Genomic DNA, 26,248 nt, shown 5'->3' with positions numbered 1-26,248 from the left:
GTCTGGTTGATATTAGTCACTTTGCTGTCCAAACGCAGGGCAACTTTGGACAGACATCCCTTGAAAATTCACTTTGCTGTCCAAACATTGGGCAACTTTAGACACATGACCTTCCAACGCCCAGCCCTAATATCTTGATTGACGCTGGAGGCAAGGAACGGCACGCTGGTGGTTCCCAGAACAACAAAAAGGCGCGCGACAAAAAATTGCCGAGCGCCTTTCCAAATAAACAGGGGCTATGCTCCCGTTCCGACGACTTCTACCTTTTCAACATAATCGAGGCTCCTGAGTTTTTCGAGCAGATTTTCTATCTCACCCTGGATTTGCGAAATATTCAACGAGATGGTAACATTCGCCATGCCTTGAAGAGGAATCGTCTGATGGATTGTCAAAACATTGCAGCCAGCCTCGGCCACAAGCGAAAGCAGGCGCGAAAGGGCGCCCGAGCGGTCCTCAAGATGAAAGAAAAGTGTAATTAGCCTTTCCTTGACAATCGAGGAGAAAGGAAAAACTGTATCGCGGTACTTGTAAAACGCGCTCCTGCTCAAATCGACGATGGCGGCTGCTTCGCCGACCGATTCCGCCTTTCCCCTATCCAGAAGTTCCTTTGCTTCCATTGTCTTTTTCATAACATCAGGCAGGACATCTTCCCTGACCAGGTAAAATTTCTTATCAAAACGGTTTGTTTTCATTGCGCCACCTCTTCAGCCCGAACATTACTCAACAAATTCAAATTCAAACTCAAGCAGCCTGACAGTATCGCCGTCCTTCGCTCCTCTTTCACGCAGCGCCTGGTCGACTCCCATGCCGCGGAGCTGGCGGGCAAAACGGCGAACCGATTCCTCGCGGGAAAAATCGGTCATCTTGAAGAGCCGTTCTACGCTGTCGCCGGAAATGACATAGGCGCCATCCGGGTCCCTCGTAATTTTAAACTCCTGTTCTTCCTTCTCATGCTTATAGACAACCCTGTTGACACTCGTATCCTCGAGCGCCTCTTCGTAAAGCGGGAATTCCGGCGTTTCGGCAATTTTATCCGCAATCGCGAACAGCAAATCGCGAAGCCCTTGCCTGGTGATAGCCGAAATCGGAAAAACAGGGAAATCTTCCTTCAATTGATCCTTGAACTTCTCCAGGTTTTCCTCCGCTTCCGGCATGTCCATTTTATTGGCGACGATGATCTGCGGACGTTCCGTCAGCCTTAGGTTGTATTGCTTCAATTCATCATTGATTTTTTGGTAATCATCAACCGGGTCGCGCCCCTCTGTCGCCGCCATATCAATAACATGGACAATGACCCTTGTCCTTTCGATATGCCTTAGGAACTGATGGCCAAGCCCAACTCCCTGGTGGGCTCCCTCAATCAGGCCGGGAAGGTCCGCCATGACGAAGCTTCTGCCGTCTTCCGTTTCAACGACACCCAGGTTTGGAACAATCGTCGTAAAATGATATTCGGCGATTTTCGGCTTCGCGGATGATACGACAGACAGAAGCGTTGATTTTCCAACACTCGGAAAGCCTACAAGGCCAACATCGGCAAGCAGTTTCAGTTCAAGGATGACATTCCGCTCTTGGCCAGGCTCCCCTTTTTCGGAAAGCTCCGGCGCCGGATTGGCAGGCGTCGCGAATCGGGAGTTCCCGCGCCCGCCGCGGCCGCCCCTTGCGATAACCGCGGTCTGGCCGTGTTCGACCAGGTCGGCGATGATTTCATTCGTTTCTTCGTCGTAAACGACTGTGCCCGGAGGAACTTTGACGACCATGTCCTTCGCATTTTTTCCATGCTGGTTCTTCGACATGCCATGTTCCCCGCGCGGCGCTTTAAAATGTCGCTGATAGCGGAAGTCCATCAAAGTGCTGAGGCCTTCCTCCACTTCAAAGACGACATTCGCGCCCGAGCCGCCGTCCCCGCCGGCCGGTCCGCCCTTCGGCACATATTTTTCACGGCGGAAGGCAACCATCCCGTCGCCTCCGTCCCCGCCTTTTACATATATTTTCACCTGATCAACAAACATTTTATTTCCTCCCGTCGTGCTGCAAATACATCTTCATTCCCTTTCCGTCAGCGAAACGGCATGAACACCTCTACGGAAAGCTCCGTGTCCGAAAAACTTCCGATTGTAACGTCCGTTTTTCCCGAATGCTCCAAAAACTCTTTCAGCAGCATGGTTTCTGTTATTATTCCGCTAAAATCGAAAAAGAAACGAATTCCATCCTTCACCTGATCGATGCAGACCGAGAGGCTGTTTTCCTGGAACGCTTCCAGGGAACGGTCCAACACTGAAAAAAACGAGGAAGTCCAATTTGTGATTTCGCCTTCATTCACAGGCTTTGTTTCCGTTTCGTGAAGCACCTCATAGTCAAGCTGAAAAAGGTGCTTTCCCCAGTTCGCCGTCAGCAATAGTGCAGCGAACAATGGCATTTTAAGATTAGATAGTTTTGACTCGTGCTGTGTTTCGATGATAATTTGGTCAACAATGGCTTTGGCGCGGTCTACTCGGTTCAAATCAAGATTCCCTTTTATAAGCTGCAGGCGATTAAGCCAATCATGGCGGGAATGCCTGAGGACTTCGACAACATCCCAATTTTTCTCCATATACTACTCCTTGTACCCGTTGCTGTTTGCCCATAGTATAACAAAAAAACATTTCCGCGTATGCAAATATGGCCTATCCCGGAAAATCCTGTTATGTATCAACTATTACCTTTTAGGAAAAAAAGAAAACTCCAGCCGTGGAGGCTAGAGTTTCCATTAAGAATTCAAACTTAAGCTTCTTGAGCTGCTGCTGGATAAACACTTACTTTTTTGCGGTCGCGTCCCATGCGTTCGAACTTCACAACGCCGTCAACTTTCGCGAAAAGAGTGTCGTCTCCGCCGCGGCCTACGTTTTCACCTGGATAGATCTTAGTGCCGCGCTGGCGGTACAGGATTGATCCACCTGTGACGAACTGGCCATCCGCACGCTTAGCGCCAAGGCGCTTAGAGATGGAGTCACGGCCGTTCTTTGTAGAACCTACTCCCTTTTTGGAAGCAAACAATTGAAGATCCAATTTCAATAACATTTATTCCACCTCCTGGTTTTTGAAGGTAATCCGTATGTGCTTTCCGTACTCTTCCTCGATCGTTTTCAATGAGTAGTACATCCCTTCAAGAAGGATCTGGATTCTATCATGCTCCTGTGCCGGAAGATTTCCCGGAATCACGCAGCGGAGCAACCCCTCACCATTCTCTATTTCGGGAGTAACACCTGTAATTTCATGGATAGCATTAATTGTCCCAACGGCTATGGCGGAAACGCCTGCACAGACAATGTCCTTGCCCCGTTTTGCAAAAAATGCATGCCCAGAAATTGAAAACGACTGAATCAAGCCAGAGTCATTTCGGTAAATTACAGCATCAATCATCCAATCACGCCTTACGCGTTGATTTTGCCGATGACAACTTTAGTGTACGGCTGGCGATGACCTTGCTTCTTGCGATAGTTTTTCTTCGCCTTGTACTTGAAAACAATGATTTTCTTCGCGCGGCCCTGCTTTTCAACAGTAGCTGTTACAGAAGCTCCTTCAACAACCGGGCTTCCAACTTTCACGTTTTCTCCGCCTACGAAAAGAACTTTGTCAAAAGTAACTGTTTCGCCTGCTTCCGCGTTCAGCTTTTCGATGTAGATGGCTTGGCCTTCTTCTACACGGATTTGCTTACCGCCAGTTTCGATAATTGCGTACATGAACTTGCACCTCCTCATAGTCTAAGACTCGCCATCACAGGCGTTTTGCGCGTGGCAAAAGCTTAAGGCCTGCTCCTGAGCGGTTGTAGCACGGGTGCGCTACAAACATAACATGAAAATACTATCACAATTAGGCTGATAGTGTCAATACGTATTGTCGGCTTTCTTCCTTAATTCATCCGCGTCCCCAAACTGCCTGATCGTGTAAAAATGAACGGCGGATTCGACCGGCGCGATGAGAATCTTAAAACCGAGCGACTCCTCAATCCGCTTCAGATGCACTTTCCCGTCACCTTCGAAAACAACCTTCACTTCGGGGCTTGTTTCAACCAGCACCGCCTCGTCAAGCGTCCCCCTATGTTCCCAAAGTTCCCGTTCAAGCCTGAAAGCCTCGGTTTCAGGACTCGAAATCCATCCAGTTCCTTCGCAGGAAGGGCATTTTGTTGCAAGCGTGCCGGAAAGCGACGGGCCTAGCCTTTTTCTCGTAATTTGAAGGATTCCTAGTGATGTGAACCCGACAACCCTTGTCCTCCTTCCGTCCTTCCGCAATTTATCCGCCATTTTCGCCGCAACCTTAGCCCGTTCGTCTTCCGTTTTCATATCGATAAAGTCGATAAGGATGATTCCCGCGAGGTCCCGCAACCTGATTTGCCTCGCGGCTTCAGAGGCCGCCAGCAAATTCGTTTTTAAAACCGTTTCATCAAGGCTCCTCTTCCCTGAAAATTTCCCGGTGTTGACGTCGATCGCGGTCAGCGTTTCCGTTTCCTCCACCAACAAGTACGCGCCGTTCTCTAGCCAGACAACCCTCTTCATGAGCTTCCCGATTTCCTGGTCGGCCCCATGAAGCGCAAATATATTTTCCTTCCCGGAATAATAACTGTACTTTGGCTCGCCATCCCCCGACGCAGCCCGCTTCTTTAATAGATTTAAAATGCCGGGATCATCCGCTACAACTTCCCCGCCGGCCATTTTTTCGATGAGCGGGACAAGTTGTTCAATAAACGGATCCCTTTCGGCTACAACCCCCGCCTTTTTTAACGAGGAGGCTTTCTGGAAAAGCTCTCCCGCTTCGGCCCGGAGTCCATCAATTTCTTCAATCAGCTTTGAATCTGGAACATTCCCCGCAGACGTTCGGAAGAGAATTCCCTCAGCACCCACTTTTATCTTTTCGCCCAACCCGCGCAGTTCTTCCCGCCGGGTAGGATCAGCGATTTTTTTCGAAATGGCGATATAGTTCCCTGAAGGCATGTACACAAGATTTTCGCCAGGCACTTCGATGATTCCGGTCACCTTCGCGCCTTTTGTTCCCGCTTCGTCTTTTTCGGCCTGGACAAGCAGGCGTTCCCCTTGCCTGACGAAGGACGAGATGCTTCTCTTCTGCCTATCCAAAGCTTCCGACTGGGCGTAATCGGCCAGTGAGTCCCTGTGGAGATAGGCGTTCTTTCCTGTTCCGATGTCGATGAACGCGGCATTCATGCCTGGAAGGACTTTTGTGACAATGCCAAGGAAGATGCTTCCGACAAGCGATTGCCCCTCGGCCCTCGCGATTTTGAGTTGTTCGATTTTCCCATTATGGAATAAAGCGGCCCGTTTTTCCCTCGCGCCGCTGTTGATGATCAATTTGTCCACATGTATTCCCCGCTTCTCAATTTCCTTCCTCCATTATAGACGCAAAAAAAAGCGTTCGCCAGGATTCCGGGGAACGCTATCTAATATGCATAAAAGAGGTCGCCAATTTTTCCGCCAGTCTTTTTTTCGTAAAAAAAGAAATGGAGAACCTCATTTTCATCAAGTATGCCTTTGTCGCGTCCTGCGCCTCCTACAACGATTGAATGCTTGCAGCCACGTCGGAATTTTGATAGAACGTTGAGGATGCCCTCCGTCTCCTCCACTTTGATTGGCGTCAGTGCCAAAAAAGCGGAACCGGAATTCCCATAATACCGCTCGAGCAGGAACCTGATGAATACATAATGGCGCTGCTTCCATTCAAGATAAAGGGAGAGGTATAGAAAAGCGGCGACGAACCAAATATTCAGATGGAGCGGAACGGTGATCAGCGTTCCAAATGAAAACAACGTCAGGGAAACAAACGAGCAAATGAGCGTCCACTGGTGTGCCTCGGGGAACGGCCTCCACGTAGAGAGGAAAAGAAAAAGAAGCTTTCCCCCATCGAGCGGCCAAACCGGGAATAGATTGAATACGAGGATCATCAGATTGTATTTTAAAAACAATTCATACGTTTGCTCCGGAATAAGGCCGTATGTATTGAGCAGAAGGGCAGCGGCCATCATCCAGATGTGCTGGGCCGGCCCGGCGAGGATGACAATCGCTTCTTCCTTCAATGGCCTGTTTCCGTGTTCATCCATTTCGGCGACGCCTCCGAAGGGCAGGAGAGAAATCCTTTTTATCCGCCAGGAATAGCGCCACGCCGCAACCGCATGCCCCATTTCATGGATAAAAATAATGACCAGAAGCAGGCAAAGCTCGAGGAAATGTGCCGTGAATGCAGCCGTTGCCGCCGCAAGCCAAAGCAGTGGATGAATATGGATGAGCTTAAGGAGGGAAACAGCTTTATTCAAAGCGGATCACCTGGATCGGATCGATGAAATCCCCGCCCTTTTTTATCGCGAAATAAAATTCGCCCTTCAGTTCATCCGAGCCCGGGCCGACTGTTCCAATAACCTTTTTTTTATCGATGTAATCATACAGCCCCACCTCAATCGCATCGAGGTTCCCGTACCACGACTCCGTTTTATCGGCATGCTGGACAACGACCGTTTTTCCGATACCCTCCTTAATCCCCGCGAACGTGACAAACCCTGCGTTAATAGCCTCGATTGGTGCCTCCTTTTCCGTCTCAATCATGATGCCCTGGCCGTTTTTTTCAAAATTCTCCAGGATTTTGCCCAATGCTGGAACGGAAAAATCCTGGCGGGACCCGCTTTCTTCCTGCGCTTCCGGAAGAAGGGCGAGCGGCTTTCCGAACGTGTCCTCGTACCATTTGCTTGCCCATGCGAATTGGAAATCCTGGCTCAACCCTTTAACGACCAAATTTTTAACTGGTTCCAGGGCAGGCGATTCGCTCCGGAATGCAATGGCGATCGCGAGGAATAGGACCGCGGAGCTCAGCAGCTTTAAAAAGAACACTTCTTTCCGAAAGAGCGGATGGCCTTCCTCAGGTCCTCCTTCAAAGGATACAAGGTCGTTCATACCGTATTTTTCTTCATCCATAAGCCAGGCGGCCGGTTTGCTTCCGGTTGTTTTCCGGTTGTGCAAGCCCCTTTCCTTTTTCCGTTTGGCAATCCGTTTCCGGATTTCCTCCCTGTTTGACATGTACCCCACCAGCCCTTTTGTCCCTTTTTGTACAAGTCTATGAACGAGCTGCCTCCTGTATGACAAGCCTCTTCTCCATTGGGACCCGCGCGCGCCTGGCAAGGGCGATTTTCACATAAAAAAAGCCCCGCGCAAGTGGCGGGACGAAAAATTCTCTTATTCTAAAAATCTATGAACGGACTCCGAAGAATCTTTTAATCTTTGTTAACACACCTTTGTGTTCTTCCTCAAGCTGCTGGAGCGGGATGGATTCGCCAAGAATCCTGCGCGCGATGTTGCGGTAGGCGATGGAAGCCTTGCTGTTCGGGTTCATGGCAATGGGCTCCCCGTAATGGGAGGCCTTGATGACTTCATCATCGTCGGCGACGATCCCTAGCAATTCAATCGATAAATGCTCAGTAATGTCATCAACATCCATCGTTTCGCCGTTGCGCATCATGTGCGGGCGGATCCGGTTGATGATCAGCCTTGGGGGCTCAATAGTTTCTTCTTTTTCCAGAAGGCCAATAATCCTGTCGGCATCGCGTACCGCTGACTTTTCCGGAGTTGTGACCACAATGGCCTTGTCCGCGCCGGCAATCGCATTCTTGTAACCGTGTTCAATTCCCGCGGGGCAATCGATGATAATATAGTCGAAATCCTGCTTCAGTGTTTCAATCAGGCCTTTTACCTGCTCCGGCGTGACAGCCGTCTTGTCCTCCGTCTGCGCTGCCGGGAGCAAATACAAAAGGCCATCGAACCGCTTATCCTTTACAAGGGCCTGGTGCATCTTGCACCGCCCGGCAGCGACATCGACAAGGTCGTAAATGATCCTGTTTTCGAGTCCCATGACTACATCGAGATTCCGGAGGCCGATATCCGTATCAACCAGGCAAACCTTTTTCCCCAGCAGTGCCAGGGCGGTGCCCAAATTAGCAGAAGTCGTCGTTTTGCCGACGCCGCCCTTCCCGGATGTGATTACCATTGCTTCTCCCACGTTAACGCCCTCCTTCAAATCTGCTTAATCCTGGCCGTATGCCCGATAGAGCCTGCAGCCTGTCAAAAACAATCTCATTCGTTTCATTTATGTATGCGCACTCCATATCGCGCTGGCTATCATTTCCCGGATTTTCCGCGGTGGTCGTCAAATAATGGCTGATCCGCAGCTGTGATGGCTTCATTACCGAAGCCGCAATAACCGCTTCCCGGTTGCCATGACATCCCGCATGGGCAATTCCCTTCAGGATGCCCATGATGAAAATATTGCCGCCTGCCATCACGATTCCGCCAGGATTCACATCGCCGATCAGGAGCAGGTCGCCGGGCACCTCAAGCACCTGGCCGGACCGGATCATTTTCGACACTGTGGTCACCGATTCCTGTTTCCTCCGCGCTTCCGCTTCTTCCTTCGTAAGGACATTCGAGTCGATCGCATCCACCACTAGGTATTTTCTTTCGCTGATGAGTGCGACGATTTCATCCCTTTGGGCCTCTGTCAAATATCGGTTCCCCGTGTTCACCTTTACATGCAGAAGGTTCGATTCCCCATCCCTTTGCTGCTGCGCCGAAAGCTTTCCCGCTAGTTCGCGCTTCAGGTCATCATAGGAACAGAGATCGTCGAGGAACAGCGTAATGCCATCCTTTGTCCCTTTAATCATTACGTTTTGCACTTTATTCATGGCCGTACTTCACCTCAATTGTCAAAAACACGCGGATGGACCTTTCCCCTGAAGGCCGGGCTATTCGTGCGGCCTTCCTCTATTTATTCGACATCCACTGCCAAAATTCCTTTAAGAAAGGATTTCCCGTTCCACCAATTTTTCATAATATCGCTTGAGCGGGTAAAAGGCTGCGGCAATGAAAATGAGATTCAGGCATAAGGTCGGCAGCAGCCTCATATCGGCAAATTCCTTCAAACTGATGTCGGTAATATGAAGGAAGCTGTTCATTTTATAGATTACCAGTTCCAGCAAAGCGATCCCGGCCAAAATGGCGAGCGTCACGACCAGGGCGTTTGCCTGAAGCACCTTCATGGCCCTCATAACCAAATAGATTGTAAGAGGGAAAAGGAATAAATAAATTCCGATGATTTCCGTATAGACGATATCAAAGAGCAACCCGAAAGCGAATCCGTACAGAATCGCGTGCTTTAGTGATCCGTAAATAGAAAGCAGCAAAAGGGCTACAATCAGGAACCTTGGCACAAGGATCCACTTTCCATAGAAAAATTCCGATGGCAGAAGCTGGACAAAAATGCTTTCAACTGTAAAAAAAACGAACAACAAAAGAGGGAGAAAGAAACGGTTCACAATTCTTCCTCCTTATCGTCCACCATCTCCGCTTTATCAGGCTGAGTCATCAGCCTTTTGACGACAATCACATCACTGATGTCATAGAAGTTCGCGCCAGGCTCAACAAGCGCAATTTGGTTCAGGCCGTATTGGTCTGGTTCCACTTCGACTACTTTGCCGACAAGCAGGCCGGCAGGGAAGACACCCCCAAGCCCGGATGTTATGACTGTCTGCCCTTTTTCGACTTTTGCTTCATACGGGATTTTTTTTACCTTCAGCAGCTTTTTCTCTTCGTCGTACCCTTCGACAAAGCCGTAAACTTCCGATTTCCCTTGAGTCACAACTGAAATCCTGTTTTTCGGATCCATCGCGCTCAGGAGCTGGACCGTCGATGTGAAATCATTGGCGTTTTTGATTTTGCCAATCAGCCCTTCGGAGGTGATGACTGCCATGTTCTTGCCGATATTATCAGCCGTGCCTTTGTTAATGATGATTAATTCATTCCAGCGGTCCGGATTGCGGCCGATGACCGCCGCGTGGACTGTCTCTGAATCCCGAAGCGACTCCTTTTTCCCAAGAATCTTGCGGAGTTCCTCGTTCTCTTTTTTCAACTTGTACGCTTCGGATTCAAGACGGACCATATCTTCCACCCGAGATTTAAGCTCTTTATTTTCGTTGTATGTATCTTGAAGGTCGCCAACATTTTCAAAAAAACCGGCAACGTACTGCACCGGCCTTGAGATAAGCGACTGGACCCAGCCGGTGCTGTCTTTTACGAATTGCTCCGGCCAGGATAGTTTGTCGCGCTCCCTTAAAGAAAATCCGATCAATGCTACAAGAATGATGATACTTACAAGCAAAATAATGAGGCGTTTATTCAAAAAAGACTGGGGCATGTTCGACACCTCGATTTACAAACATTTAACGGGAATCCCTTGGCTTGTTTTTAAACAGATTGATATGGTCAAGTGCCTTCCCTGTCCCGATCGCAACGCAATCGAGCGGATTTTCCGCTATCAGAACCGGCATATTCGTTTCTTCGCCGATTACCTTGTCAATATTCCTTAGGAGTGCCCCCCCTCCGGTCAAGACAATTCCACGGTCCATGATATCCGCGGCAAGCTCAGGCGGGGTCTTTTCAAGGGTATTTTTTACGGCTTCGACAATCGCATAAACGGTATCATGGAGCGCGGAGGCGATTTCTTCCGCCGTGATTTCAATCGTTTTCGGCAGGCCTGTAAGAAGGTCGCGGCCACGGATTTCCATATTATCAATGCCCTCCGGCGTCCCGGCGGACCCGATTTCCATCTTTATAATCTCGGCGGTGCGGTCCCCGATCATCAGGTTATACGTCTTCCGGATGTATTGGATGATTGCTTCATCCATTTCGTCCCCGGCGATCCGGATCGATTGGCTCGTCACGATGCCGCCTAGCGAAATGATCGCCACCTCGGTCGTTCCGCCCCCGATATCAACTACCATGCTTCCGGTCGGCTCCCAGACAGGAAGGTTCGCTCCGATTGCCGCCGCGAACGGCTCTTCAATCGGGAATGCGTCCCTTGCGCCAGCCTGCTTTGTCGCATCAATTACGGCGCGCTGTTCGACGGCCGTGATGCCGGATGGAACACATACCATGATGTACGGTTTCCCGCCCCATGGGCTTTTGTTTTTCATCGCCATTTTTATGTAATGCTTCATCATTGTCGCGGTCGTTTCATAATCGGCGATGACGCCGTCCTTCATCGGCCTTAAAGCCACGATATTTCCTGGCGTGCGACCGATCATATTTTTTGCGTCATTCCCGACAGCTACAATGTGCTTTGTATCCATTTGAAGGGCAACAACGGAAGGTTCCCTCAGAACGATGCCCTTTCCTTTTACATATATAAGTGTGTTGGCAGTCCCCAAATCAATGCCAAGGTCTCTAGTCCCGATTCCAAACATACTTGTATCTCCCTTTCCCATGCAAAAATGCAGTCAATTTCGAGCCGATTCATTTTATTAATAATAAGCAGCGGTTTTCGTTAGTCATTCGATTTTTGCAAGGCTGTGCCAGGAAAAATCATAAACAATATTATATCGCAACGTCAAATAAAAGCATAGTGTTACAAATACCCTTTTTCCTTCAGGCTAACGAATTTATTTTCGCCGATGATGAGATGGTCGAGCAAATCGATGCCAATAATCTTTCCGCACTCGGACAGCCTCTTTGTCACTTCGATGTCTTCCCGACTAGGAGCAGGGTCACCGGATGGATGGTTATGGACGCAAATGATGGAGGCCGCTGAACGCCGGAACGCTTCCTTGAAAACCTCGCGCGGATGGACTATCGATGCGTTCAGGCTGCCGATGAAGATTGTCTGTTTGTGGAGCACCTGGTTTTTCGTGTTGAGATAGAGGCAAACAAAATGCTCCTGGCTCAGGAAGCGCATTTCATTCATTACATAGTTCGCGCCGTCTTCCGGCGACCTGATGACATAGCGGTCATTATTCGCCAGGTTGGCGACGCGGCTTCCCAGCTCAAGCGCGGCCATCAGCAGAATCGCCTTGGCGGTTCCGATTCCTTTTATCGCGGTAATTTCCTCGAGTGACGCGGCTTTTAAAAGCCTCAATCCTTCAAAATGGGACAGAAGGCGGTTGGACAGCTGAAGGACTGATTCATCCTTTGTTCCGGTGCGGAGCAAAAGCGCAATCAGTTCATGGTTTGAAAGGCTTGCTGGCCCGCCTGCGATAAAGCGTTCCCGCGGCCGTTCTTCCTGGGGATAGTCACGGATCATCAGTGTATTGGCAGTCAATCTTATTCCTCCCTGGAGTTTAGGGAGCATGGGAGCGGGAAAAACGCCAACAGCGGAAAAGCCATTTAACAAGTGTAGCTTTTCGCTCCAAATTCAATCTTTAATAGAGTGAATTAGTTTAAAAGGGAAGCGGATAACCGGCATGCTTAAGCTCACGGACGGTGCGCGATACAGGAAGGCCCATGACGGCGAAATAATCCCCGTCGATCCGTTTGACAAGCATGCTGCCAAGCCCCTGGATTCCGTAGGCGCCAGCCTTGTCGAAAGGTTCCCCGCTATCTGCATAAAACTCGATTTCCCTGTCCGACAACTCCCAAAATTGAACTTCGGTCTTTTCGTAAAAACGGGTGATGCCGCCAGGACTGGCAATGGCAACCCCGGTAAACACCTGGTGCGTCCTGCCGGATAATTGCTTCAGCATCACGATTGCCTCCCGGCGGCCGGATGGCTTGCCCAAAATGGCGCCATCACAGACCACGATTGTATCGGAGCCAATAACAAAAGCATCCGGATATTCGGCAAACACGGCCTTTGCCTTCCGCTCGGCAAGGCCCATGACGATATCTTTCGGGGACGTCCCCGGTTCGAAGCTTTCGTCGACATCTGAGCTGTGAATTCGGAATTTCAATTGGAGATTTTCCAGAAGTTCTTTTCTTCGTGGAGATGAAGAGGCTAAAATGAGGTTCGGCATGCAATCACCTTTCTTTTTGCTCGGTTTGGGGAGATACAGATTAATCGTATCAAACTTCCGCCCGGCAAACAATTTCTAATGGTTAAAGTGGCGAAACTTTTTGCTTCTTATGCATCTCCTGTCAATTTGATGCGGATGATGGCGGATTCGCGAATTAAAAAAACGCCAGGGTTTAAGCCCAGGCGCTAACATTGTTCAGATACTTATTAAAACGCTTGATACTTCGCAATAAAATTGAGGAGATGGGTTTGGGCTGCCATCGCCGTTTGCTTGTTTCCCGATTTTTCGTACGCTTCAAGATTCCGGGCGGCTTCCGCCAGGTCGCTGTATAGGGTTTTTATATTTGGGTTCTGGAATTTCGAGGCATCAATTGCATTAAGTTCTTTTAGCACGTCCGCCGTTCCCCCGGCCGACTTGCCTTCCATCGCCAAGCCAGACATGAGGCTTGCTTTCCCGAAAAGTTCCGGGGCGCCGGAGAGGAATTGTTTTTCCTCGGCTGTTACGTTTTCTTTTTGGCGCGCGGTGATGGAAATTTCCTTTGCGTAAATGGCGATCCCCTTCTCCGTTAGCTGTTCGCCGATTCCCTTCGCGCTTTCGATGCTTCCGGCAATCCCGGCAAGAAGCATCGCCTGTCCACCCTTATCCAGGATGGCCGCGGGAATCCCTTTTTCTTCAAGATTTTTTCTGGCAGTTTCTGCGAATTCAGTCGACGAGTAAATCCCCTCCTGGACGACAAACGCCGAGAGATTGGGCACCTCGGTCGCAGTAGCGGAAGGCTTTGTTTCATCGTCTTGGCTGGTTGTTTCCTCCCCCGCCGGATTGATGGCTGACGTAGCTTCTTTGTCGATAAAGACCAGTTTAAGCATGCCGGCTCCAAGGCCCACCCCCACCATAATGGCGAATACAATAGTTAGAAGCGCGGGTTTGTTTGGAAAACCGCTTTTCCGTTTCGTTCCGCCGGATTGCTTTGGATAAATGGATGCTGTATCCGACGCTTCATTTATAATTATTTTCCCCTGCTCAATAGGTTCTCCTTCCGGAAGGATCCAATCAAAAGCTTCTTCGCCAGCATCAACTGCGGCGGCGGCTTCTTCGTGAGCCGGCTCGTCCTCCGTGATGATCGGTTCCATTACCGGTTGGCTGTCCTTTCTTGGTTTTTCGACGACAGGCCTGGATTCATTATTTAATTTCACCTTTATTGTATTGTTTTTCTGCTTGTCCACAATCAGCTCCCCTTTTGCCGACGGCTGGTTTTTTCCATCCTATCACAGGGGCAAAAAAAAATAACAAGGTTTTTGTCGCCTTGTTATCAGATGCTTTCGCCAATAAACGATTTAATTTTCAGTCGTATCTTTTTCGGGCTCTTCACCGATGAAAGAGGAAAGTGGGTTCCGTTTTCCCGCCGGCTCAGGAGCGCCTATATCCGGAAGCTGCTGGGCCAGGTCCTTTAACTCTGGCATATAAAAGGCGGAAACTGTGATGCTGAATTTAAGAGGCTCATCCTTTTGCTGCAGGGAAGTAATTTCCGCGCCGCCTGTATAGCTGATCGACTCGATCATGGAAATCCGCTTCGTGCTTTCAAGTGTTGAGACAAATTTTTCGAGTTCCGGGTATCCCGGTGATTCGACAGAAAGCTGGACGGTCACTTTTTTGACGCCATCCGGAACTTGGATGACCGATTTTGGAGGGGCCTGGGTTCCTTCTGCCTGGCCTTCCTGGTTAACTCCTTCATTCATGATTTCGCCGGATTGGGCTGAGCCCCCGGTTTCCCCTTGAGGCACGGTTTCTCCCGTAGCGGCTTCCTCTTGTGCGGCTATATCGCTATCTTTCGCGAAGGCCATCGAAAGAATCTTCGAACCCGAGACTACCTCGGCTTTTTCCATATCAAGAATCATCTGCTCGACAAGGGGATTGACGGGTATTTTGTGTTGCATTTGCGTCGAGCTCACTGAAGAATAATTCTCGGTTTCCTTTTCCCGTCCTTGAATGATGGAGAGGAGCTGTTCTTCTGTTTTCAGGCTTTCCTTTTTCAGCTGAAGGTTATCTTTTAACGGCTGGATGCTTAAAAAATAGGCTCCAGCCCCAAATGCTATCAGGAACAGGCCAAGGACAGCCGCGACCCATTTATGTTTGTTGGTTGAATTAAGCCTCATGAGCCATCCTCCCCTTCCTCTTGGATAGCCGTCTTTATAACATCTTTGTTAAGGGTGATCTGGAATTGCCCGGTATAGCGAGGCAGATATTCCTTTTTGTTCAGGCTTGAGGCAGCCTTTACCGCGCCAGTCGCATCAGCTATCTGTTCCTCTCCGTTTCCAGCGGCGGAAAGGCTGGATAAATCAGCATCTTTGACCCAGTTCGACTTATTCAGCCTGTTAAGGAAATAGGCGGCTTCACGGCTTGAATCAAATTGGACCGTCAGCGCCAGCTGCCCTGTTTCCTGATAGGCATAAGTCAGTATATAGCCGCGCTCCGGCAACATTTTCGTGAATTCCTTCATGACCGGAACGGATGGTATCGTGTATTGTTCAGCCCATTCGATACCCTGTGAAAGCTTAAAGGCGGAATCCGCAGATACGACCTCGTTCGCCTTTCTTTCTTCAAGCGCGGCGATTTTTTTCGTCGTATCAATTCGATTTTCAACCACCGCGATTTCGTTTTTAAGAGTGGCCCCCTGCCAGTACAGGAATCCGCCAACCGCAAGGAATAATGCGGCAAAGGCCAAGCTGGTAAAAATAATGCCCGAGCTTTTTCGCTCCTTTTTCGGGAGCAGGTTAATATCGATCAGCATTATTTCACCTCTTTCAAAGCCAGGCCAAGCGCCAGCGTATGGCTTGGAGGTAGAATCCGGTTCCGTCCGTTATGGATCGCCTCGGAAGGCAATGTCACAACAGGCAAGCCAAATTGCTCGCCAAGGTCCTTGTGGATTTTGTCAAGCATCGGATGGTCGCCGTCAAGCAGGATCTTTGTTACTCCTTTAACTCCCCCGGAAACTGAATACCGGTAAAAGTCCATCAGCTTACCCATTTCGCTGTAAATGGATGAAAACTGGTTTCTGAGTTCAGCGGAATCGCCTTTAAAAACGTATTCACAACCGCTTGACCGGTCGCGGCGGACGTCCCACTTGTCCAAGTCAAAGTCGAGCGGAAACTGCCGCATAAAGAATGGGATATGCCCTTCGAACACACACATACTGACGCTTGTCAGATTGATGTGGGCCGTAAAAAGGGTTTCTTCCCTTTGTGCTTTATCCATCATATAGTAAATCCGGTAAAGGGCGAGCGGGGAAATATCCGCCGCTACCGGCTGAAGCTTCAATCCTGACAGGACTCCCGCGTATTCCATCACAAATTTCTCGGGTGACGCGAATAGGAGAAGTTCCTTTTTTCCATCTTTTTCACCGAGAGGGTAAACGTCGAAAACCGGGTCTTCGAAGGGGAGATGGATGCTTGAACCAAGCTCCATATACAGATGGCTTTTCAACTCGTCCTCCTGGATATCCATGGGGATGGCTATCTTACGGATGATGACTAGCGGGTCAGGGACGATAAAGTTCACCTGCCGCCTCTGAACCTTCCATTCTTCAATGCATTCATCAAGAATGGTTGCGAGTGTTTCGCCGTCTGTTATTTTCCCATCAGAAATAATCCCTGGCGGAAGGAAACGTTCCCCCCACTTTAACGCAATTGGCGGGTTGACGCTTTTTAGCTCCAGGTAGCGGATGGAGTGGTCGTTGAATATAAGGTTAATAATCCGTTTGTTGCCGAAGGAAAGGGAAAAGGCCATTGATAATACCCCTTATCTATATAAATCATCAAACCCGGAGCATCGCCGCGGCTCCAGGAAATCTGCACTTTCTTATAATCCTAATAAAAAAAGGTGAAATACCAGTCAATGATTTTTGGACCGTAAAAATAAGCTACCAGTGACCCAAGCCCGATAAATGGGCCGAACGGTATCGGCTGGCGCCGCTTTACGAGCCTGAGCATTAGGCCAATGACTCCAAAAACCGCCCCGCACAACGTCGCAAACAGGAAAGAAAGCAAGACAAGCTTCGTTCCGACCGCGAACCCTATGACAGCGAACAGCTTTATATCGCCTCCGCCCATTCCACCCTTGCTCACAAGAGCGATCAATAGGAGCAGGACAAAGCCGACTGCCGCGCCGAGCAGGGAATCCCACCATGGCGTCAGCGGCCATAGCAATCTTTCAAATAAAAAAATCCCTGCAAACACAAGCAATACTTTATCAGGGATGATCATATAGTGGATATCCGACACAAAAATGATCATAAACAGGGAAATGAGCGTCCAGGTGACGACAAGCTCCCATGACCAGCCGAGAACGATTGGAGCCAGTGCAAAAAGGACGCCTGTCAGCAGCTCGGTTATCGGGTAAACAGGGGAAATCCGCGTCCCACAGCCGCGGCATTTCCCCCGAAGGATTACATATGAAAATACCGGAACAAGATCACGCGCCCGCAGATGCTGCCTGCAATTCGGGCAGGCAGAGCGCGGCTTGACGATGGATTGTCCTTCAGGCACCCGCAGTCCGACTACGTTAAAGAAGGAGCCTAGGGTGATGCCGTATAAAAACAATAAACATGTAATCAGAACCATTTAACTATCTAACATCATTCCTAGTAATATTCTTTGGATCAATACCCTCTTTAGTAGTTGACTGTACTCCTCGATTATCATTTACTAATTTCACCAAAGTGACTTTTCCGTTTTCAACTTTCACCCAAGATTTTTTATCTGTTTCTGTAAGCGAACCAAAATTTGTATTCCCCCCAGTTGCATAAGTGGTATTATCTGGATCCTTAAATGAATCAATATAATTGTTAGCAACCAAATATCCTAAAGTTACATAAACTGTACCAGTTTGTAACGAAGAATCTGTAGCCATTGCTAATTTAGTAGAACTCACCATTTGCTGAGCATTTGCAATATGCGCATCCTTCTTTGTATTATCAATCAGACTACCAATCGACGGAACCGCAATCGCCGCAATAATCCCCAATATAACAATTACCGCGAGCAATTCAATTAGTGTCAAGCCGCGTTGGTCTTTCAGTTTTTTGCCAAGTTGTTTAAACATTCTCCCCACTCCTTATATAGTTTTGGTTTGTGAACCTATGATATTAGTTCTCTCCTATTATACAACAGGGATTGCTGTCAAAAGTACAAATTTTTGGAAGAAATACGTCTGTTTTTAGTATTTTTTATCAAATTGATTGAACATTTCGAACATTGGCACCATTATGCTTGTCACAATCGTTCCGACAAGGCCGGCGAGGACGACAATCATCAGCGGCTCGATCAAAGATTTCAATTTGTCAGTGCCGATATCGACTTCTTTCTCATAAAATTCCGCGACTTTTGAAAGCATCGAATCGAGGGAACCGGTCTGCTCGCCAATTACAACCATTTGGGTCACAAGCGGCGGGAACGCCCAGTGTTTCTCCATAGGAATCGTCATCGACTGACCTTTTTCAAGAGAGTCCCGGGATTCCCGTATCACACGGGCAATGACTTCATTTTCAACAACGTTTTCAACAATTGTCATTGCCTGGAGAATTGGGACGGAACTGGAGAACAAAGAACTTAATGTCCTCGTCATCCTCGCAAGGACGGCTTTTTGCAAAAGCTTTCCGAAAATCGGCATCCGCAGCAGGGCGTAATCCAAATAGTACTTCGTTTCCTTTTTCCTCCGAATTGCCACTATGCCGCCAACAATCAAAACAACGATCAATAGCAGCAGCCACCACCAGCCCTGGACGAACCCACTCGCAGCGAGCACAAAGCGGGTGATTGCCGGAAGTTCTCCTCCGAGGTCATCAAACATCGTGACGAATGTCGGAACAATTGTTGTCAGCAGGAATATAACGACCCCGATGGCAAGGATTCCAATCACAGCGGGATAGGTTAACGCCGAAACAATCTTTTGCCTTGTATGGTGCTGCTTTTCGAAATGGTCGGCAAGCCGTTCGAGCGTTTCATCGAGATTACCGCCAACCTCCCCGGCCCTGATCATATTGACAAACATTGGGACGAAGATTTTTTTATGCTTTGTCACAGCCTGTGAAAGCGGATGTCCTTCCCGCAGCTCGGATTCAACGGCAATCAGCGCCTTTTTAAGATGATTGCTTTCCGTCTGCGAAGCCAGGATCTGGGTCGCATCCACAACGGTAACCCCGGCTTTCAGGAGTGTGGCGAACTGGCGGATATAGATGACAAAATGCTCAAGCTTGACTGGGTTTCCTATTGTAATCTCCTTCGTGAGGAGTGTTTCCGGCATCTCGGAAATGTCGACGACCCGGACGCCTTCCTCTTTCAGCTTTAGGAGCGCTTCGCGTTTCGAGACCGCGTTGATGGTTCCTTCGCGTGCGCCTTTCCGGTCGCGGCCCGCGTATTTAAATCTGGCCATCCTTATACCATCTCCTGCAAAAATGGCTCCGCCACTTCTCTTTGGATAAAGCCTTTTTCAATCAGTTCTTTAATGTTCGATTCAAGCGTGTGCATCCCGAGTGCGCGCGATGTCTGCATGACGCTTGGAATCTGATGGACTTTTTCGTTGCGGATCAGGTTGGCGATTGCCGGATTGTTGATCATGATTTCGGTCGCTGCCTTCCTTCCCCTTTTATCGGAGGTCGGAAACAGGCGCTGCGAAACAATTCCCACCAGGACCGATGCCAGCTGGATCCGGATCTGCGCCTGCTGCCCCGGAGGAAACACATCCAGAATCCGGTTGATTGTCGCTGGGGCACTTGATGTGTGCAAAGTGGCGAGCACAAGGTGGCCGGTTTCCGCTGCTGTAATTGCCGTCTGGATTGTCTCCAAGTCTCTCATTTCCCCAACCAGGATGACATCCGGGTCCTGCCGAAGCGCCGCGCGGAGCCCGTTCGCGAAATTTCCAGTATCCATCCCGACTTCACGCTGGTCAATGATCGAATTCCCATGCTTATGGAGGTACTCAATCGGATCTTCAAGCGTAATAATGTGCTTTCGCATCGTTTGGTTCATATAATGGATCATCGAAGCAAGCGTCGTCGATTTCCCGCTGCCGGTTGGGCCCGTTACCAGCACAAGACCCTGCGGTTTTTCGGCAAGCTTATGCAGCGTATCCGGCATCCCTATTTCGTCAATCGTGGGAATCTTGGTTGGGACTGTCCTGAGCGCCATAGCGATGCAATTCCGCTGGTGATACGTATTGACACGGAACCTGGACAGCCCGGCAATGCTATATGAAAAATCGAGTTCGCCGCGTTCCTTGAAGGCGTCCCACTTATCAGCTGGAACAATCGACTTTGCCATCCCTTCCGTGTCTTGAGGCAGCAACGGTTCTTTTCCGTACTTCCTCAGTTCCCCGTTAATCCGGAAAACGGGAGGGATGCCCACGGTCAGGTGGATATCGGATGATTTATGTTCAAACGCGGCCCTTAATATCAGGTCAATTTTTTCCTTCATTTGCGCGTCTCCTATTCAAGAATGGCTACCCTCAGCACTTCTTCCGTTGTCGTCAACCCTTGTTTTATTTTTAGAAGGCCATCATCGATGAGGAAGATCGTCCTGTTCTTCACTGCAATATCACGGAGTACCTGGAACGTTTCCCCGTCCATTATCGCCCGGCGGAGTTCGTCATTGATGACCAGTACTTCATGGAGGGCGATCCTGCCTTTGTAGCCCGTCATATTGCATGATGAGCAGCCCCGCCCGCGCGGCACTTTTTCAATTCTAATCCCACGCCTTTGGAAAATGTCGATTTCACGCTTTGACGGCTCGACCGTTTCCGCGCAATCCCGGCAAACCTTCCTGACGAGGCGCTGCGCCACAACTCCGCTAAGCGCGGATGCGACCATGAACGGCTCGACTCCCATATCCACAAGGCGTGTAATCGTGCCAAGCGAATCATTCGTATGAAGTGTGCTTAGGACAAGGTGGCCTGTCAGCGAGGCTCTGATGGCGACATCGACCGTTTCTTTGTCGCGGATTTCCCCAACCATGACGATATTCGGGTCCTGGCGGAGAATGGAGCGCAAACCGGCCGCGAACGTCATTCCGACATTCTGGTTCACCTGGATCTGGTTGATGCCCTCGAGCTGGTACTCGACCGGATCCTCAATTGTAATAATATTGACTTCCTCTCTGTTCAGCCTGTTCAGGGCCGCATAGAGAGTCGACGATTTTCCCGAGCCGGTCGGTCCTGTGATCAGGACAATCCCTGTCGGTTTTTCAATCATATCGTTGAATCTCTTAAAATTCAGCTGGTTGAAGCCAAGCTTTGCCAGATCATTCAGCGTGCTTCCCATATCCATTAGACGCATAACGATTTTTTCGCCGAAGACAGTCGGAAGGGTCGATACCCTGAGGTCGATCGGGTGAAAATCAAGGTTGACTTTGATCCTGCCATCCTGTGGTATGCGGTATTCCGTTATATCCAGGTTCGCCATAATTTTGATCCTTGCCGCCAAGACATTTTGCATGCTTTTCGGAAGGACCCGTTCTACTCTAAGGACCCCGTCAATCCGGTACCTGACGACCACTTTCGTTTCCTGTGGGTCGATGTGGATGTCGCTCGCCTTTTGAGAGGCGGCGTTTGAAAGCAGCATATTGACAAGCCGGACAATAGGCGAATCAATATCTGTTACATCAACTTCACTGGCAACATCTTTCGAAGGCAGGTCGCCGAGGAACTCCTCGAGCGCATCGTCCGTGTTGTAATATTTATTAATGGCCCTGACAATGTCATCTCTCGTCGCGATGGCCGCTTCAATTTGAAAACCTGTGGAAAGCCTTAAGTCATCGATAGCGAGGAAATCCAATGGGTCCGACATCGCGATAAACAGCTTGTCCCCGTCTTTCTTAAGCGGTATGACAAGGTGTCTCCGAGCCATTTCCTTAGAAACAAGATTAAAAAGCTTCTTGTCAAATGGATAACTGAACAAGCTGATATGAGGTATCCCGAGCTGAACCTCCAACACTTCAATCAATTGATGCTCTGTAATGGTGCCGCGCTGGACGAGCGCTTCCCCAAGACGCTGCCGGGGAGCTTTTTGTGCAAGGGCTGCCTGAAGCTGATCCTCCGTGATAAGGCCTGCTTCAATCAGCAAATCACCCAGCCGTTTTTTCGTTCTAATCATAACTATCCCTGCTCACCTGATTTTATTTCGGAACTTCATTCGGCTTTCCCCATAGCGCTCCATCGTCGTTCGGATCAGGAATGGAATCCTGCTGGCCTGGAGTTAGTACCGGCTCGTTTTCCTCTGGCATCGATGGGTCTTGCTGGCTGTTTCCATCAGCGGGAGGTGGTGATTCTACATTTCCTGCCGGTGATTCTGCCGATGCTTCACCTTGTTGTTGGGTCTCGCCTGCTGGCAGGGCATGCACTTCAACACGATGGACTGGCGAATAATAATCTTCACCGATGAACTGTGTATCAAGGAGATTTCCCTGGCTGTAGATTTCCCGGTAAATTTTAATAATTGACCCCGGCCTTCCTTCTTCGGTAATCCTCACCTGACCAGATTTTAAATATGGGCTGAATTGTTTGATCACCCTGGGCTGGAACGTTTCTTCCCCGTCGGCGACAGCCTTGTATTCATAAAGGAATTTGCTTCCTTTAATTTCAGCCGTCAATTTTTTTCCGTTAAAAGTAAATGTAAGTTCGAATGGGTACACATTCGGATTTTTGAAAATGAAATCCTTTCCCGCTGGCGGGTCTGCGAACGCCTCGGAACCCAGCTTCGCGAAATCAGGAAGTTCCTTGCTGATGTTCCGTTCGACTATCTCAAAATTCGTCTGCAGCACCGCGATATAAGCGGATGTCGCAAGCATGCTCTGCGCCATAGGCGAAAGGCCGTTGATTCCTTTGCTTTCAATGGCTCCGTTCAGCGAAAACTCCGAATTTCCTTCAATCTTTATTGCAGCAAGTTCTTTTACAGCCATTTCAAGTTCATAGGAATGCTCCTCTACATCGACCGCACCGGACGCGATAACTCCCTGGTCATCTCCCGCGTTTGCAAAAAATCCATCTAGCGCCAATGAAACGGCTCCGGAAGAAAGCGTCCTGGCTGGCTCTGTGAGCTTCTCTCCCAAGTTCTTCAGGTCGATTTCCTCCCCGATCAAAACGGGGGAGATTTTTTCAATCCATTCGATTATCGTCTGATCGTCTAGGCCCACTTCGACAGCATTCTGCCTTCCGTCGACTAGCGAGGAGATGGTGCCTGCCGTATCGAATTTAAATCTATCAATCTCAAGGTCTACTGTTTTTTCTTTATAATGAAGTTTATAGGTTGCGTTTGCTTGCCATCCCGCGATTGCGTCCTGAAGCAGGGTGAGCGCTTCTGTCGGGCTCTTGCCTTCGAGGCTGATACTTCCGACAGCGGTTCCAGGAAGATAGCCTTTTTCGGCCGCGAACAACTTGCCAAATGCCTTTGGCCCGTACTGTGAAAACCCGAAAACATATGCAGTGCTCAAAATGAGGACAACAAATATTTTTAATGCCTGCTGATTCTTTTTCATGCAAAACCGCCCTTTCCCAATTGGGCAAAAATAGGCCTAGCCATTCCCCGGACCCTCTGCTTTCTCTTGTTCGATACTTGCAGCCGTCTCGAGCAACGCGGTGAGGTAGTCATATTGTTCTTTGCCTTGTTCAGGGCCATTGTCCATTTTATCGAAATCACCGACTGGGGACACCGCATCCTCGCTATCGATAAGTATTTCCAAATCACGTTCTTCAAATGGAAGAACCGAACCATCAACAAATGGGGAAGCCGGAATTGATTTTTCAAATAGTTCCTCAAAATCCCCAAACATATCTAGGTCATCCAGGAAGCCAGTTTCTTCCTGTACCTCCAGGTGTTCGGTGGATAAGGGAGTGAGTGGTTCAAGTTCATCGTTTTCGAAAACCGGAAGAATCACGTCGGTGTTTCCTGAAAGTCCAATTGCTTCAATCTCTTCATGCTTCGTTTCGGCAAGAAGTTCAGTTATTTGAATTTCGTCTTGCACAGGTCCAGCAAGCGTTTGTTTCTTATAGTCCTTTGGAACGACATCTAAATCCATTGGTTCCAATGGCTCATTATTATTAAAACTTGGTGAACTCTTTTCTTTTTCATTGTGTAAAAACGATATTCCATCAATTCTGTCAGGGACATTAAAGAAAGATCCGAGTTTTCGGCCATAAATAAGAGAAGTTACTCCCACTATCGCAATAACGAGGACGGCGCTTTGCCATAAAGGCACGACTTCGGAGTAATACATCGCTGCCATTGCAAAAACCGCCGCGGTTAAAGCAAGTACCACTTTCCCTTTGGACGTCATACCTAGGGGAAGAAAATACAAAACCGGCAAAAGGATGAGAAGCGAAGCCAGGCCAAACAAAAGTTGCATTGAAAAACCCCCGATTTCCTCTAAAACTGCCAATTATTTTTTCAAAATATTTCAAATAAACCGGTAAAATCTGAGAAAATGACATTTATCCACTATTTACTTATTGTATAATAAACCTAGGTTGAGAAAAAGAGGGTGGGGTGCAAGAAAGATGAAAACTTTACAAAAACAAGGAGGATTCACTTTACTGGAGGTGCTCCTATCCATTGTGCTGCTCTCCATAATCCTGACTTCCTTCCTGGGCTTTTTTACCCAATCAGCCCTTTTCGCCAAAAAAAACGAATACAAACTCGACACAGTGCAAACCGCGCAAAAAATTGTCAATTTAATTGAATTAAATGTTACAAAACAGGATTTGATGGAGAACAACATAATTGATGGGAGAGGCTTTGTTTTAAATGGAACAAAAACACTTAATCAAATTGAAGTCGAGAAATTAATAGATGAATCATCCGGATCTGATTACAACGTTAGGGCAACTGTAACAAATAATAGTGCTGAGAATTTGATTATGTTTAAAATTATTGTTCAGGATCCTGCCGGTCCTGGTAACACCTCTGAAACCTATACCTATATTCGCAGGTGAGCCATGAGAAATGAAAAAGGTATAACATTAATTGAACTTTTAGCAGGAATTACAATTTTAATGATCATTTCTTCTGTTATTTATGGAGTTCTACTAAACTCAAATAAAAATTACAAAAACATATCTGAAACGGTTACATTGAATCAGCAGGCAAATATCATACTAGCAACCTTAAAAAGTTACCATACAAAGCAGGAACTTCACTCTATTGATTTAAGCAATATAGAAACGTATATTATTAAAAATGATCCTGCTTCCCAAAAAGCATACATAGGTAAATCCTCAACAAGTCTCACTCCATTGCAAAGCGAAGGAATATTGATCGATCTTAAACTGGATAATGCAGAATTTACTGGCGAAAAAACAATTTACCCCAAAGATCCTCTATTTGTTTATCTCAAAATAACCAATAAACAAGGCAAGTATCTTGAAATGAGTACAATTATTAAGCAGTATTAAGGGGTAGATAAGCTTGAGGAATGAAAAAGGCTATACGTTAATATTAGTACTGATCATAATAACGATTACGATGATTTTTGCCCTTTCTTTAAGCGGCTTGACTCTTTCTACAAGAGCTCAGCTAAACAAAACAGATAAAATAAATAAAGCGACAGACCTGGCGGAAATGGGGGTAACGTTTTATCAGGGGATTCTTACGAAGCATATAGCAGCAGCAAATGCCGAAGCCGCCAAAGAACAATCACTTTTTGATACAAAATTTTATAATATGCTTCTTGGTAAATTGAATGTCAGTTTACCAGCTGTTGAAGTCGATTCCAGTAATAATACTTTCAAAATAAATTTTAAGTCCATGGATAAGCAATCCAATTCGCTTATTGTCACATTTGAGAGCGTGGGACAGTCAGATACAGAAATCTCAAAGGTAACAGGGCATTTTACTATACAAAAAAATGCTACTACAAATAAAGAAGGACAACCCAAACCATCATCATCCTATTATTCAAAAGTAGAAACGAATCCTGTAAATCATGACACCAGTAAAACATATAAAGCTAAGACTTTAACTTATCCTTCTTCCACTTATTTCAATAAGCCTGTTATCATAGAAGGCAGCAGGAATTTGACTGTAAATGGAGATACATACTTTACCAATCTGTCTTTGCAGGGGGCAGCATCCATTACGATTGTAGGCGATGCGATTTTTGAAAATGATATTGCTTTAACAGGAAATGCCTATTCTATCTGCGTTTATGGAAACTCATACAAGCTGGACTCCACTAAGACAAAATTAATAGCATATCCCCTTCCTAACAATAGCTGCGCGAAGCCTGCTAATAACGAATGGATATTTGATCCTAACAGTGGAACAAAAGTAAAGTACTAATAAAACATATATAATCATTAACTTCTTTGCATATTAGTTAACGCCTTAAAACGAAAAAGCTGGCTCCATGTTGGAACTGATATTGTCCCCTTTAAGTAGACATTCAAAAAAACCTTCATATA

General features: G+C 47.9%; 30 protein-coding genes and 1 other annotated feature. Of the genes, 3 read left to right on the top strand and 27 right to left on the bottom strand.

The window, feature by feature from the left end:
• Positions 1–236: 236 nt before the first annotated feature.
• The 27 genes from thrR to DRW41_RS19865 all read right to left on the bottom strand — a co-directional run bounded on the left by thrR (position 237) and on the right by DRW41_RS19865 (position 24,195).
• Positions 237–692, bottom strand: coding sequence for a transcriptional regulator ThrR (gene thrR, locus DRW41_RS19995; RefSeq protein ID WP_115453805.1), 456 nt, complete (start codon positions 690–692; stop codon positions 237–239).
• 24 nt (positions 693–716) lie between these two features.
• Positions 717–2,009, bottom strand: a complete 1,293-nt coding sequence (obgE, locus tag DRW41_RS19990) for a GTPase ObgE (RefSeq protein WP_115453804.1) — start codon at positions 2,007–2,009, stop codon at positions 717–719.
• A 47-nt stretch (positions 2,010–2,056) separates the two neighbouring features.
• On the bottom strand, positions 2,057–2,590 hold the full coding sequence (locus DRW41_RS19985; protein WP_115453803.1) for a Spo0B C-terminal domain-containing protein: 534 nt from the start codon (positions 2,588–2,590) through the stop codon (positions 2,057–2,059).
• 170 nt (positions 2,591–2,760) lie between these two features.
• Positions 2,761–3,057, bottom strand: coding sequence for a 50S ribosomal protein L27 (gene rpmA / locus DRW41_RS19980; protein ID WP_115453802.1), 297 nt, complete (start codon positions 3,055–3,057; stop codon positions 2,761–2,763).
• The gene (locus DRW41_RS19975; protein WP_115453801.1) at positions 3,058–3,399 is read right to left on the bottom strand and encodes a ribosomal-processing cysteine protease Prp; all 342 of its coding nucleotides are present in this window, start codon (positions 3,397–3,399) and stop codon (positions 3,058–3,060) included.
• Positions 3,400–3,410: 11 nt separating this feature from the next.
• The gene (gene rplU / locus DRW41_RS19970) at positions 3,411–3,719 is read right to left on the bottom strand and encodes a 50S ribosomal protein L21 (protein ID WP_059171275.1); all 309 of its coding nucleotides are present in this window, start codon (positions 3,717–3,719) and stop codon (positions 3,411–3,413) included.
• Positions 3,720–3,733: 14 nt separating this feature from the next.
• Positions 3,734–3,814 (bottom strand) — a sequence feature (ribosomal protein L21 leader region).
• 49 nt (positions 3,815–3,863) lie between these two features.
• A complete protein-coding gene (locus tag DRW41_RS19965) occupies positions 3,864–5,348 on the bottom strand; it encodes an Rne/Rng family ribonuclease (protein ID WP_115453800.1) in 1,485 nt (494 codons plus the stop codon).
• Between the two features lie 80 nt (positions 5,349–5,428).
• Entirely contained in the window at positions 5,429–6,298 is an 870-nt protein-coding gene (locus DRW41_RS19960; RefSeq protein WP_115453799.1) for a M50 family metallopeptidase, read from the bottom strand.
• On the bottom strand, positions 6,291–7,052 hold the full coding sequence (locus DRW41_RS19955) for a M23 family metallopeptidase (protein ID WP_115453798.1): 762 nt from the start codon (positions 7,050–7,052) through the stop codon (positions 6,291–6,293). The genes DRW41_RS19960 and DRW41_RS19955 overlap by 8 nt, the downstream gene beginning before the upstream one ends.
• A gap of 169 nt (positions 7,053–7,221) precedes the next feature.
• Positions 7,222–8,028 carry a septum site-determining protein MinD gene (gene minD / locus DRW41_RS19950; RefSeq protein WP_115453797.1) on the bottom strand — a complete coding sequence of 269 codons (807 nt, stop codon included), beginning with the start codon at positions 8,026–8,028 and terminating at the stop codon, positions 7,222–7,224.
• 1 nt (position 8,029) lies between these two features.
• A complete protein-coding gene (gene minC / locus DRW41_RS19945; protein ID WP_115453796.1) occupies positions 8,030–8,710 on the bottom strand; it encodes a septum site-determining protein MinC in 681 nt (226 codons plus the stop codon).
• A gap of 111 nt (positions 8,711–8,821) precedes the next feature.
• Positions 8,822–9,340 carry a rod shape-determining protein MreD gene (mreD, locus tag DRW41_RS19940; RefSeq protein ID WP_115453795.1) on the bottom strand — a complete coding sequence of 173 codons (519 nt, stop codon included), beginning with the start codon at positions 9,338–9,340 and terminating at the stop codon, positions 8,822–8,824.
• Positions 9,337–10,218, bottom strand: a complete 882-nt coding sequence (gene mreC, locus DRW41_RS19935) for a rod shape-determining protein MreC (protein WP_115453794.1) — start codon at positions 10,216–10,218, stop codon at positions 9,337–9,339. Before mreC ends, mreD begins: the two co-directional genes overlap by 4 nt.
• Positions 10,219–10,243: 25 nt before the next feature.
• Positions 10,244–11,266 (bottom strand): rod shape-determining protein, encoded by a 1,023-nt coding sequence (locus DRW41_RS19930; protein WP_115453793.1) that lies wholly within the window; start codon positions 11,264–11,266, stop codon positions 10,244–10,246.
• Positions 11,267–11,427: 161 nt separating this feature from the next.
• Positions 11,428–12,099: a RadC family protein gene (radC, locus tag DRW41_RS19925; RefSeq protein WP_181884657.1), complete on the bottom strand. Its 672-nt coding sequence runs from the start codon at positions 12,097–12,099 to the stop codon at positions 11,428–11,430.
• Between the two features lie 136 nt (positions 12,100–12,235).
• Positions 12,236–12,808 (bottom strand): Maf family protein, encoded by a 573-nt coding sequence (locus DRW41_RS19920; RefSeq protein WP_115453791.1) that lies wholly within the window; start codon positions 12,806–12,808, stop codon positions 12,236–12,238.
• A gap of 206 nt (positions 12,809–13,014) precedes the next feature.
• Positions 13,015–14,031 carry a hypothetical protein gene (locus DRW41_RS19915; protein ID WP_115453790.1) on the bottom strand — a complete coding sequence of 339 codons (1,017 nt, stop codon included), beginning with the start codon at positions 14,029–14,031 and terminating at the stop codon, positions 13,015–13,017.
• 111 nt (positions 14,032–14,142) lie between these two features.
• Positions 14,143–14,961: a hypothetical protein gene (locus DRW41_RS19910; RefSeq protein WP_115453789.1), complete on the bottom strand. Its 819-nt coding sequence runs from the start codon at positions 14,959–14,961 to the stop codon at positions 14,143–14,145.
• Complete coding sequence (locus DRW41_RS19905) at positions 14,958–15,596, bottom strand: PilN domain-containing protein (RefSeq protein WP_115453788.1); 639 nt, start codon at positions 15,594–15,596, stop codon at positions 14,958–14,960. The genes DRW41_RS19910 and DRW41_RS19905 overlap by 4 nt, the downstream gene beginning before the upstream one ends.
• Positions 15,596–16,591, bottom strand: a complete 996-nt coding sequence (gene pilM / locus DRW41_RS19900; protein ID WP_115453787.1) for a type IV pilus biogenesis protein PilM — start codon at positions 16,589–16,591, stop codon at positions 15,596–15,598. Before pilM ends, DRW41_RS19905 begins: the two co-directional genes overlap by 1 nt.
• Positions 16,592–16,671: 80 nt before the next feature.
• Positions 16,672–17,424: a prepilin peptidase gene (locus tag DRW41_RS19895; RefSeq protein WP_181884651.1), complete on the bottom strand. Its 753-nt coding sequence runs from the start codon at positions 17,422–17,424 to the stop codon at positions 16,672–16,674.
• Positions 17,425–17,428: 4 nt separating this feature from the next.
• Positions 17,429–17,905 carry a type II secretion system protein gene (locus DRW41_RS19890; protein ID WP_115453786.1) on the bottom strand — a complete coding sequence of 159 codons (477 nt, stop codon included), beginning with the start codon at positions 17,903–17,905 and terminating at the stop codon, positions 17,429–17,431.
• Positions 17,906–18,019: 114 nt separating this feature from the next.
• The gene (locus DRW41_RS19885) at positions 18,020–19,234 is read right to left on the bottom strand and encodes a type II secretion system F family protein (RefSeq protein WP_115453785.1); all 1,215 of its coding nucleotides are present in this window, start codon (positions 19,232–19,234) and stop codon (positions 18,020–18,022) included.
• A gap of 2 nt (positions 19,235–19,236) precedes the next feature.
• On the bottom strand, positions 19,237–20,274 hold the full coding sequence (locus DRW41_RS19880) for a type IV pilus twitching motility protein PilT (RefSeq protein ID WP_115453784.1): 1,038 nt from the start codon (positions 20,272–20,274) through the stop codon (positions 19,237–19,239).
• An 11-nt stretch (positions 20,275–20,285) separates the two neighbouring features.
• Positions 20,286–21,947, bottom strand: a complete 1,662-nt coding sequence (locus DRW41_RS19875; RefSeq protein ID WP_115453783.1) for a GspE/PulE family protein — start codon at positions 21,945–21,947, stop codon at positions 20,286–20,288.
• A 22-nt stretch (positions 21,948–21,969) separates the two neighbouring features.
• On the bottom strand, positions 21,970–23,328 hold the full coding sequence (locus DRW41_RS19870) for a VanW family protein (RefSeq protein WP_115453782.1): 1,359 nt from the start codon (positions 23,326–23,328) through the stop codon (positions 21,970–21,972).
• A 36-nt stretch (positions 23,329–23,364) separates the two neighbouring features.
• Positions 23,365–24,195 (bottom strand): hypothetical protein, encoded by an 831-nt coding sequence (locus DRW41_RS19865; protein ID WP_115453781.1) that lies wholly within the window; start codon positions 24,193–24,195, stop codon positions 23,365–23,367.
• Between the two features lie 103 nt (positions 24,196–24,298).
• Here DRW41_RS19865 and DRW41_RS19860 point away from each other — a divergent pair, with 103 nt between their 5' ends.
• The 3 genes from DRW41_RS19860 to DRW41_RS19850 are packed head-to-tail and all read left to right on the top strand — an operon-like array spanning position 24,299 to position 26,126.
• Positions 24,299–24,781, top strand: coding sequence for a type IV pilus modification PilV family protein (locus tag DRW41_RS19860; protein WP_142752257.1), 483 nt, complete (start codon positions 24,299–24,301; stop codon positions 24,779–24,781).
• A 3-nt stretch (positions 24,782–24,784) separates the two neighbouring features.
• Positions 24,785–25,240 (top strand): PilW family protein, encoded by a 456-nt coding sequence (locus DRW41_RS19855; protein WP_115453779.1) that lies wholly within the window; start codon positions 24,785–24,787, stop codon positions 25,238–25,240.
• Positions 25,241–25,253: 13 nt separating this feature from the next.
• A complete protein-coding gene (locus DRW41_RS19850; RefSeq protein WP_115453778.1) occupies positions 25,254–26,126 on the top strand; it encodes a hypothetical protein in 873 nt (290 codons plus the stop codon).
• Positions 26,127–26,248 lie beyond the last annotated feature (122 nt).

This window comes from Neobacillus piezotolerans (assembly GCF_003362805.1).
Classification (GTDB): Bacteria; Bacillota; Bacilli; order Bacillales; family Cytobacillaceae; genus Bacillus_D; species Bacillus_D piezotolerans.
This window is presented reverse-complemented; position numbering and strand designations above follow the sequence as displayed.